We start from the raw sequence: 10,703 nt of genomic DNA, 5'->3' as shown, positions 1-10,703 counted from the left end.
TCGCTTCCTGCTCACACATCAGTAGACGACCTCCTGGGATCGGCGCCGCACGATCGTCACCTCGTCGCGCTGGTTGCCCGTCGGGCCGAGATAGTTGAACGCGTAGGCCGTCTGCGCGTATCCACCGGCCAGGTGGCTCGGCTTGATGAGGATGCGGGTCAGCGAATTGTGGATGCCGCCGCGGCGTCCGGTGGTCTCGCTGCGCGGAACGTCGATGACGCGGTCCTGGGCGTGGTAGACGAACACCACCCCTTCGGGCATCCGGTGCGAGACGATCGCCCGGCACACCACGACACCGTTGCGGTTGACGGCCTCGACCCAGTCGTTGTCGCTCACCGAGATCTTCGCGGCGTCGGCCGGCGACATCCACATCGTCGGCCCGCCCCGGGACAGCGACAGCATGAACAGGTTGTCCTGGTATTCCGAGTGGATCGACCACTTCGAGTGCGGGGTCAGGTACCTCACCGTCAGGCCGATACCGTCGCCGGAGCCGACCGCCTGCTCGCCGAACAGCCGCGACATGTCGAGCGGGGGCCGGTAGACCGGGAGCTGCTCCCCGAGCTCTTCGAGCCAGTCGTGGTCGACGTAGAAGTGCATCCGGCCCGTCAACGTGTGGAAGGGCTTCAGTTCTTCGATGTTCACGGTGAACGGGGCGTACCGGCGACCTCCTGTTTCGCTCCCCGACCATTCCGGGCTCGTGATGACCGGTACGGGACGGGACTGGGTGTCGGCGTAGGTGATCCGCCGTTCCTCACTGCCCTCCGCGAGGTGCACGAGTCGCCGTCCGGTGCGTTTCTCCAGCTCGCGGAAACCCTCGACGGCGAGCCTGCCGTTGGACGTGCCCGACAGCGCGAGGATCGTGTCGGCCATGCGCTCGGCGGTGGTGATCGCCGGACGCCCCTGCCCGGCACCGGAATCCATCACGCCGAATCTCTGTGCCAGTTCGGCGACCTCACGGTCCGGCCGGGTCACGACACCCTTGGTGTTCAATCCGAGGGTCTCGACGAGCGGGCCGAGGGTCGCCCACTTCTCCGCGACCGCACCGTAGTCCCGTTCGACGACGGTGAGCGGACCCATCGTCTTCCCCGGAACCGGTATTTCGCCGGTCGCGCGCCAGTCCCGTTCGGTGCCGGACGGATACGCCATCGCCGCGGGCGTGTCGTGCTGCAGTGTCCCCATGACGATGTCGGTGCGGGTTCCCAGATGGGTCCGGGCGAGGGCGCTGAAGGTCTGCGCGATGGCGCCGAAGGCGTCGTAGTCCGAACGGGTTTCCCAGGGCGGGTCGACCGCCGCGGTGAAGGCGTGGATGTAGGGGTGCATGTCGGTGCTCGACAGGTCGCCCTTCTCGTACCAGGTCGCGGCGGGCAGGACGATGTCGGAGAACAACGTCGTCGAGGTCATGCGGAAGTCGATCGACATGAGCAGATCGAGTTTTCCTTCGGGCAGGTCGTCGGGCCACGCGACCTCGCCGGGTCGCAGGCCGGGGGCCGTCGGCTCGCCCTGCACGTTGGAGTCGGTGCCGAGCAGGTGCCGCAGGAAGTACTCGTTGCCCTTGCTGGACGAGCCGAGCAGATTCGACCGCCACACGCTGAGCACACGCGGCCAGTTCCGGGGATCGTCGGGGTCGGTGACCGACAGCTTCAACTCGCCCGAGGCGAGTTGCTGCGCAACGTGCTGCGGGATCTCCGTTCCCGCGGCCCGCGCCTGTTCGGCGACCTCGTGGGTGTTGCGGTCGAACTGCGGATAGAAGGGCGTCCAGCCCATGGCGACGGCGGACGCCATGACGTCCATCGTGTGCTTGTCGCGGAAACGTCCTCGTCCCAGGGGACTGGCCAGGGCGTCGGCGCGGTAACCGTCGTAGCGCCACTGATCGGTGTGCACGTACCAGTAGGAGGTTCCGGCCATCTGGCGGGGCGGGCGAGACCAGTCCGTCCCCATCGCCATGGCCGCCCATCCCGTGACGGGCCGGCACTTCTCCTGGCCGACGTAGTGCGCCCATCCGCCTCCGTTGCGTCCCATGCAACCGGTGAGCATGAGCAGCGCGAGTACAGCGCGATAGGTCGCGTCGCCGTGGAACCACTGGCAGATGCCGGCCCCCATGATGATCATCGAACGCCCGCCCGATTCCTCTGCGTTGCGGGCGAACTCCGTCGCGATCCGGATCGCCTGGGCTGCGGGCACTCCGGTGAGGGCCTCCTGCCAGGCCGGGGTGTACGGCGAGGCCGGGTCGTCGTACCCGCTCGGCCACTGCCCGGGCAGGTCGAGCTCCGGGCGGTTCACCCCGTACTGCGCGAGCATCAGGTCGAAGACGGTGCACACGAGGTGATCCCCGATCCGCCGCACCGGCACGCCCCGTTCGATGCTCTCACCGTGCCCGTCGACGGTGTCGAAACTCGGCAGGTGCACCGCCGCGGTCTCACCCGCTCCCCCACCTCCGGGCGCGACCGTCAGTGCGGGGACGAGGTCACCGAGTTCGAGATTCCACTTGCCGATGCCGTCGTCGCCGTAGCGGAATCCGAGGGAGCCCCGGGGTGCGACGACGGTGTCGGTCGCACCGTCGACGAAGACCGGCTTGAAGGCCGCGTTCTCGACACTGTGCCCGAGGTCGGCGGCGGTGAGGTTCTTGCCCGGCACGAGCTTCCCGTCGCGTTGGTCGAGCCGTACGAGGAAGGGCAGGTCGGTGTACCGGCGCACATAGTCGACGAAGAACGGAACACGCTGCCGCACATAGAACTCTGTGAGAAGCACATGGCCCATCGCCATCGCCAGGGCACCGTCGGTACCCGCCGCGCACGCCATCCATTCGTCGGCGAACTTGGTGTTGTCGGCGTAGTCCGGGCTCACCGAGACGACCTTCGTGCCGCGATAACGGACCTCCGTCATCCAGTGCGCATCCGGGGTGCGGGTGACGGGCACGTTCGAGCCCCACATCATCAGATAGGACGCGTCCCACCAGTCCCCGGACTCGGGCACGTCGGTCTGGTCGCCGAAGACCTGCGGCGACGCCACCGGCAGGTCCGCGTACCAGTCGTAGAACGACGTCATCACGCCGCCGAGCAGTTCGACGAACCGGGAACCGGCGGCGAAGGAGACCATCGACATCGCGGGGATCGGCGAGAAACCCGCCACCCGGTCGGGCCCGTACTCCTTGATGGTGTGAACGTGCGCGGCGGCGATCATCTCCGTGGCCTCGGCCCACGTGACGCGCACCAGCCCGCCCTTGCCGCGGGCACGCTGGTAGCGGCGGCGCCGCTCGGGATCGTTCTGGATGTCGGCCCAGGCGAGCACCGGATCGCCGAGTCGCTGCCGTGCCTCCCGGTACATCTCGACGAGCAGCCCGCGCGCATACGGGTACCGCACGCGCGTCGGTGAGTAGGTGTACCAGGAGAAGGCCGCGCCGCGCGGGCACCCGCGCGGTTCGTACTCGGGACGGTCGGGACCGACTGTCGGATAGTCGGTTTCCTGGGTCTCCCAGGTGATGATGCCGTCCTTGACATAGATCTTCCACGAGCAGGAGCCGGTGCAGTTCACCCCGTGGGTGGAGCGGACGACCTTGTCGTGACTCCAGCGGTCCCGGTAGAAGATGTCGCCTTCGCGGCCACCGCGCCGCGTGACCGTGCGCGTGTCGTCGGACTGCTCGCCGGAGGTGAAGAACCGTCCGCTGCGCACGAGCAGTTCCTCGATCCGGTTCCCGACTCCGGCGGTGTCCGTCACGGCTTCTCCTCACGTACGTCGCGGTTCCCGGATCCTGCGGCCGACGGCGGCGGTTCGTGGGCATGCAGCCGGAAGGCGGTGTAGAGCAGGCACACCAGTGCCGTCGCGGCGAGCAGGAGCAGGCCGACGGTGTAGTCGTTGCCCTCGGCGTCGTAGGTCGCGCCCATCACCAGGGGTGGGAAGTAACCGCCGAGCCCACCGGCTGCGGCGACGATGCCCGTGACGCTGCCCACCGCGTGCGCCGGGGCGCGGCGCGCCACCCATGCGAAGACCCCACCGGTGCCGATACCCAGGAAGATCGCCATCGTGATGAACGTCAGCGCCGACCACAGGTCGGGCGGGGGCTGGAAGGTCGCGATCACCGCCATCACGGCGGTGCCGGTGAACGAGGCCAGGACCACGTACTTCGGCGGCACCCGGTCCGACAGCGCTCCGCCCACGGGCCGGGCGAGGACCGCGGCGAGCGCGAAACCCGCCGTGCGCGTACCGGCGTCGACCGCGGAGAAGCCGTAGATCGTCTTGATGTAGGTGGGCAGATAGTTGCTGAACGCCACGAATCCGCCGAACACGACCGCGTACAGGAACGACATCTCCCAGGTCACACCGAGTTTCGCCGCGGCTGTCAGTTTGGGCAGCACCGGGTCGGTGTTGGGACGGAAATCGGGAGCGTTGCGCATCACCAGGATGCACACCACGGCGGTCACGGCGAGGGCGGCCGCCACGACGATGTGGGTGGGCACCAGCCCGAACCAGTTCACGAAACGCGGGGTGAAGAAGGCCGACAGGGCCGTGCCCACCATGCCCGCCCCGAACACGCCGGTCGCGAAGCCGCGGCGGGCGGGTTCGTACCAGTTGTTGGCGAACGGGATCCCGACCGCGAAGATCGTGCCGGCGATGCCGAGGAAGAACCCGCAGACCAGGGCCAGCGGGTAGGAGCCGGCCTCGGCGGCGAATCCGACCGCGACGACGGGAACGATCGACAGCAGCGAGACGGCGATGAACATCGCCCTTCCGCCGTACCGGTCCGTCATCGCCCCGACCGCGATGCGGCCGAGGGAGCCTACGAGGATCGGCGTGGCCACCAGCATCGACGCTTCCGTGCTGCTGAGCGACATGTCGGTGGCGTAGGTCGTCGACAGCGGCCCGATCATGTTCCAGGCCCAGAAGTTGATGGCGGACACCCAGGTTGCCAGAGCCAGATTCGCTCCGCGCAACCTCCCGAGATCCGCCGGCGTGGCTGTTCTCACATATTCAGGGAACCATTCCCGGGCGCGGTCCGCACCCGGTTCGGCGGAACCTCACCCGGAGGACGTCCGGCCGTTGCACCCCGGTAACCATGGTCTGCCGGAAACGACGCACCCGTGGTGCCCGACCGGATGTCGGGCGCCACGGGTGCGGGGTTCACGCGCCCACCGGGAACCGGCAGGCGGGTGGGGTGATCAGGACTCGGCGTTCTCGCCGGTCGCAGCGGCCTCGGCCGACTCGTCCTCGACGGGGACGAGGCTGATCTTGCCGCGGTTGTCGATGTCGGCGATCTCGACGCGGATCTTCGAACCGACGTTCACGACGTCCTCGACCTTGGCGATGCGCTTGCCGTTGCCGAGCTTGCTGATGTGCACCAGGCCGTCGCGGCCGGGGAGCAGGGAGACGAACGCACCGAACGCCGTGGTCTTGACCACGGTGCCGAGGAAGCGCTCGCCGACCTTCGGCAGCTGCGGGTTGGCGATGGCGTTGATCTTGTCGATCGCGGCCTGCGCGGACGGGCCGTCCGCTGCACCGACGTAGACGGTGCCGTCATCCTCGATGGAGATGTTGGCGCCGGTCTCCTCGGTGATCGAGTTGATCATCTTGCCCTTGGGGCCGATGACCTCGCCGATCTTGTCCACCGGGACCTTGATGGTGGTGATGCGCGGAGCGAACTCGCTCATCTCGTCCGGGGCGTCGATGGCCTCGGCCATGACCTCGAGGATCGTGGCGCGGGCATCGTGGGCCTGCGACAGCGCACCGGCGAGGACCTGCGACGGGATGCCGTCGAGCTTGGTGTCGAGCTGCAGGGCCGTGACGAAGTCCTTCGTGCCTGCGACCTTGAAGTCCATGTCGCCGAACGCGTCCTCCGCACCGAGGATGTCGGTGAGGGCGACGTAGCGGGTCTCGCGGGTGCCGTCCTCGAGCTCGACCTCGTCGGAGACCAGGCCCATGGCGATACCGGCGACCGGGGCCTTCAGGGGCACACCGGCGTTGAGCATCGACAGCGTCGAGGCACAGACCGAGCCCATGGACGTCGAGCCGTTCGAGCTCAGAGCCTCGGAGACCTGACGGATGGCGTAGGGGAACTCCTCCTGGCTCGGCAGAACCGGGATGAGCGCGCGCTCCGCGAGGGCACCGTGGCCGATCTCGCGGCGCTTCGGCGAGCCCACGCGACCGGTCTCACCGGTGGAGTACGGCGGGAAGTTGTAGTGGTGCATGTAGCGCTTGCTGGTCTCGGGACCGAGCGAGTCGACCTGCTGCGCCATCTTCACCATGTCGAGCGTGGTGACACCCATGATCTGGGTCTCGCCGCGCTCGAACAGCGCCGAACCGTGGGCGCGAGGAACGACCGCGACCTCGGCGGAGAGGGCACGGATGTCGGTGACACCGCGGCCGTCGATGCGGAACTGGTCGCGCAGGATGCGCTGGCGCACGAGCTTCTTGGTCAGCGAGCGGAAGGCCGCGCCGATCTCCTTCTCGCGACCCTCGAAGTTCGGAGCGACCTGCTCGAGCACCTCGACCTTGATCTCGTCGGTGCGGTCGTCGCGCTCCTGCTTGCCGGCGATGGTGAGCGCGTCGGCGAGCTTCTCCGACGCAGCGGACTCGACCGCGGCGTAGACGTCGTCCTGGTAGGGCGGGAACAGCGGGAAATCGCCGGTGGGCTTCGCGGAAGCGGCGGCGAGCTGCTGCTGCGCGATGCACAGGCGGGCGATGAACGGCTTCGCTGCCTCGAGGCCCTCGGCCACGACGGTCTCGGTGGGCGCCTGGGCGCCCCCCTCGACGAGCGCGATGACGTTGTCGGTCGCCTCGGCCTCGACCATCATGATCGCGACGTCGGCGGTGTCGGGGTTGTCTCCCCCACCGACGATGCGGCCGGCGACGACCATGTCGAAGACGGCGTTCTCGAGCTGCTCGACGGTCGGGAACGCGACCCACTGCCCCGACTTGTTGTCGTCGGAGACGATGAGCGCGACACGCACGCCACCGACCGGGCCGGAGAACGGCAGACCGGCGAGCTGGGTGGAGGCCGACGCGGCGTTGATCGCGACGACGTCGTAGAGGTCGTTCGGGTTCAGGCTCAGAACCGTGACGACGACCTGGATCTCGTTGCGCAGACCGTCAACGAAGGACGGGCGCAGCGGCCGGTCGATCAGACGGCAGGTCAGGATCGCGTCGGTGGAGGGGCGTCCCTCGCGACGGAAGAACGAGCCGGGGATGCGACCCGCGGCGTACATGCGCTCCTCGACGTCCACCGTCAGCGGGAAGAAGTCGAACTGGTCCTTGGGCTGCTTCGAGGCGCTGGTGGCCGAGAGCAGCATGGTCTCGTCGTCGAGATAGGCGACGACCGAACCGGCGGCCTGACGTGCGAGGCGGCCGGTCTCGAAACGGATCGTGCGGGTGCCGTAGGCACCGTTGTCGAGCGTCGCGGTGGTCTCGTAGACCCCTTCGTCGATCTCGACTGCGGTAGTGCTTGTCATCTGTATGTCTTCTCTTCCCTCTTCGTCTTCGCCGTACCCGCGCGGGCGCCGCGACCCCCGTGGCCACGGCTGCGCACCGACTCACGGAGGCGGTCGTCGATCGAAACCCTCCGGCGGATTCGGGATACGACACCCGACGGGACCGGAAGGTCACTACCGAGGACCGACACCGTCGGTGCATACGGATCATCGCCGCTGGAGGCGATGGAAGTCGCCGGCCGAACCGGCACAAACACCGACAGCCAACGAGGCCCAGTGTAGTGGGTACCCCGTCGGCTGCCGGAAAAGATCAGCGAATGCAGATCAGGTCGTGTCCTGTCCGCGTCAGCGACGCAGGCCCAGACGCTGGATGAGCGAGCGGTAACGCTCGACGTCGACCTTCTCGACGTACTTCAGCAGGCGGCGACGACGACCGACCAACAGCAGCAGGCCGCGGCGGGAGTGGTGGTCGTGCTTGTGCTGCTTGAGGTGCTCGGTGAGGTCCACGATGCGCTTGGTGAGCAGTGCCACCTGCGCCTCGGGGGAACCGGTGTCGGTCTCGTGGAGGCCGTACTCGCCGAGGATCTGCTTCTTCTGTTCGGTGGTCAGAGCCACTGGGTCACTCCTGTACAACTGACGTCCGCGTGACGGTAGACGGACGAGAGTCCGCCCGGTACGGCCACCGCGAACCGCAGCACGCACCGACGGTCCAGCCTATCAGAGACAGCTTCCACCGCCGAACCACGATCGGGTTCAGTGCCCGGCCGGCACCCACGCGGCCCACCGCAGCCGACACCTCGGCGAACCCCTGGTCGAGCAACTCGACGTACCGGTCGATGTCGTGATCGGGACGACTGTCGTCGCTCGCCGGGGCCAGGACGGTGACCGCGAAGGCATCGCCTGCCCGCGCGAAGGTGTGCATGAAGTCGACACGCGGCACGAGCGCCTGCACGCCGGCGACGATCTTCAGGTGACCCCACGGCACCGACCACCGCACGTCCGCGCCGCAGTTGACGCTGCTGAGCGCCGTCGCGACACCGGGCACCGCGCCGGACGCGAGGGCGTGTGCCAGGGCGCGGGAGACACGCCGGAAGACCGGATAGGGGGCGGCACCGGTGCGGTGCATCGCGTCGATGCTCTCCGACGAGTCGACGCGGGCCCGTTCGCGCGCAAGCGAGTCGGCGATCGTCGCGGCGCGCTGCGCGGGTTCGGGGATCTCGACGTGCAGGGGTACCAGGCCGCCCGCGACACGGTTCACCCCGAGGCCCGCCGCAGACTCGCCGAGTGCCACGGGAACTGCCGCGTACTCCGAGGGCAGATCCTCCCCGCGCTCGCGGTAGTAGCGCTCCATCGCCAGCGACACCGCCGTCAGACCGAGGGCGGTCACCGTCCAGGACCGTCCGGCCAGCGCCGACAGGTCGGGGCGCAGGATGCGGATGACACGGCGGCTCGTCGGCCGGGCGGGCGAGTCGTCCGGTGCGGTGTCGGCTGCGACCGTTCCGGGCAGCGGATCCCGGGCACGACGACGCGCCTCCAGGTTCGCCCGCACGAGGCCGCCGAGCGCAACCATCGGCCAGATCGCGAGACGGGCGATTCCGTGCGTCGTGGCCGCGACCGGATGTGTGGTTTCTGCGGGCGGTGCGAGGCCGTCGACCTCGAGCGGTCGGCCCTCCTCGCCGAACAGGGCCTCGAGGAGCCCGCGGGCGGAGGAACCGACGAGCATGGCATGGCTGGCCTGAATCGCCGCGACGGTGACGGTCGCGCCGGGCTCGTCCGGATCGGGGACGCCCGGGAAGACGTGCACCTGCCACGGGCACCGGGCGGCGTCGATGCAGTCGGCGGACAGTTTCGCCACCGACCCGAGCCAGTCCTCGAAGGTGGAACTGCGCGCGTCGTGGACGGTGACCACGTCGTCGACGGCGAGGTCGGCCTTCACCCAGTAGGGATAGTCCAGTGAGCCCGGCGCGTCGGCGATCCGACGTGCCAGAGCGCTGACCAGGTGCATCCGGGAGTCGAAGAACGACAGAATCGACCCGCGGTCCGGGGTATTTCCCCGGTCCTCCGAGAACACGGCGAACGACCACCAATCGGTGGGCCGTCCCGGGATCGACTGAAAGTAGTTACCCGCATCGACCCACGAAAGGCGCGCGGACCTCCACTCTCGAAAAAACATGTAGCCGATTGTGACGGCGGACAAGACCTTTTTCGTACCGAACTCGCAGTTTCGTTCGTTCGGACGACACCGGACGGTCGACGGACACCCACGTCACTCGGTAGTCGGTGTCACTCGGTAGTCGGTGTCACTGGGGAGTCTTCGTGAGAACCTCTCGCGCTCGGTCGGCGTCGCGGTGCATCGCGGAGATGAGCGCCTCGACCGAATCGAACTTCTCCATGCCCCGCAGCCGCTCGACGAAGTCGACCGCCACGTGCTGGCCGTAGAGATCGGCCTTCTCGTCGAGGACGAACGCCTCGACCGTGCGCTTGCGTCCGGAGAAGGTCGGATTGGTGCCCACCGACACGGCCGCAAGGTAACGCTGACCGGCCGTGAGTCCCTCGACGGGCGAACCGGAGTCGAGCACCGTGAACCAGGCCGCGTACACGCCGTCGGCGGGGATCGCCGCGTAGATCGGCGGTGCGACGTTGGCGGTCGGGAATCCGAGTCCGCGACCGCGGCCGTCGCCGTGCACGACCACGCCCTCGACCCGGTGCGGGCGCCCGAGTGCGTCCGCGGCAGCGACGACGTCCCCGGCGTCGACGCACGAACGGATGTAGGTCGACGAGAACGTCACGGCGTGCTCGGCGACCAGCGTGAGCCCCTGCACCGCGAACCCGAAGCGCTCACCGATCGAGCGCAACATGTCGACGGTGCCGGCCGCCTTCTTCCCGAAGGTGAAGTTCTCCCCCACGACCACCTCGGCCACGTGCAGTCGCTCGACGAGGATCTCGTGGGCGTACCGCTCCGGTGAGAGCTTCATGAATTCCGGGGTGAACGGCATGACGCAGAAGACGTCGATACCGAGTTCCTCGGCGAGCTCGGCGCGTCGCGCGAGGGTGGTCAGCTGCGCCGGGTGGCTGCCCGGACGGACCACTTCCATGGGGTGGGGATCGAAGGTCATGAGCACGGCGGCCACACCGCGTGCCCGCGCGGCCTCGACGGCACGCGCTATGAGCTGCTGATGGCCGCGGTGTACACCGTCGAACACGCCGATCGTGAGTACACACCGACCCCAGTCCGCAGGAATTTCGTCCAGACCTCGCCATCTCTGCACATCGGCAGCCTACGGC

The 10,703-nt window shown here is 68.4% G+C and carries 6 protein-coding genes; all 6 read right to left on the bottom strand.

What is annotated here, in order from left to right; translation table 11 throughout:
* Positions 1-18: 18 nt before the first annotated feature.
* The 6 genes from CKW34_RS09795 to CKW34_RS09770 all read right to left on the bottom strand — a co-directional run bounded on the left by CKW34_RS09795 (position 19) and on the right by CKW34_RS09770 (position 10,687).
* A complete protein-coding gene (locus tag CKW34_RS09795; RefSeq protein ID WP_059381224.1) occupies positions 19-3,714 on the bottom strand; it encodes a nitrate reductase subunit alpha in 3,696 nt (1,231 codons plus the stop codon).
* On the bottom strand, positions 3,711-4,961 hold the full coding sequence (locus CKW34_RS09790; RefSeq protein WP_059381223.1) for a nitrate/nitrite transporter: 1,251 nt from the start codon (positions 4,959-4,961) through the stop codon (positions 3,711-3,713). Before CKW34_RS09790 ends, CKW34_RS09795 begins: the two co-directional genes overlap by 4 nt.
* Before the next feature lie 192 nt (positions 4,962-5,153).
* A complete protein-coding gene (locus CKW34_RS09785) occupies positions 5,154-7,439 on the bottom strand; it encodes a polyribonucleotide nucleotidyltransferase (RefSeq protein WP_059381222.1) in 2,286 nt (761 codons plus the stop codon).
* Positions 7,440-7,763: 324 nt separating this feature from the next.
* On the bottom strand, positions 7,764-8,033 hold the full coding sequence (rpsO, locus tag CKW34_RS09780; RefSeq protein WP_006551263.1) for a 30S ribosomal protein S15: 270 nt from the start codon (positions 8,031-8,033) through the stop codon (positions 7,764-7,766).
* Positions 8,034-8,037: 4 nt separating this feature from the next.
* Positions 8,038-9,591, bottom strand: coding sequence for a wax ester/triacylglycerol synthase domain-containing protein (locus CKW34_RS09775; protein WP_155418932.1), 1,554 nt, complete (start codon positions 9,589-9,591; stop codon positions 8,038-8,040).
* 127 nt (positions 9,592-9,718) lie between these two features.
* Positions 9,719-10,687, bottom strand: coding sequence for a bifunctional riboflavin kinase/FAD synthetase (locus tag CKW34_RS09770; RefSeq protein ID WP_080968160.1), 969 nt, complete (start codon positions 10,685-10,687; stop codon positions 9,719-9,721).
* Between the last annotated feature and the right edge of the window lie 16 nt (positions 10,688-10,703).

This window comes from Rhodococcus rhodochrous, from assembly GCF_900187265.1.
GTDB lineage: Bacteria > Actinomycetota > Actinomycetes > Mycobacteriales > Mycobacteriaceae > Rhodococcus > Rhodococcus rhodochrous.
This window is presented reverse-complemented; position numbering and strand designations above follow the sequence as displayed.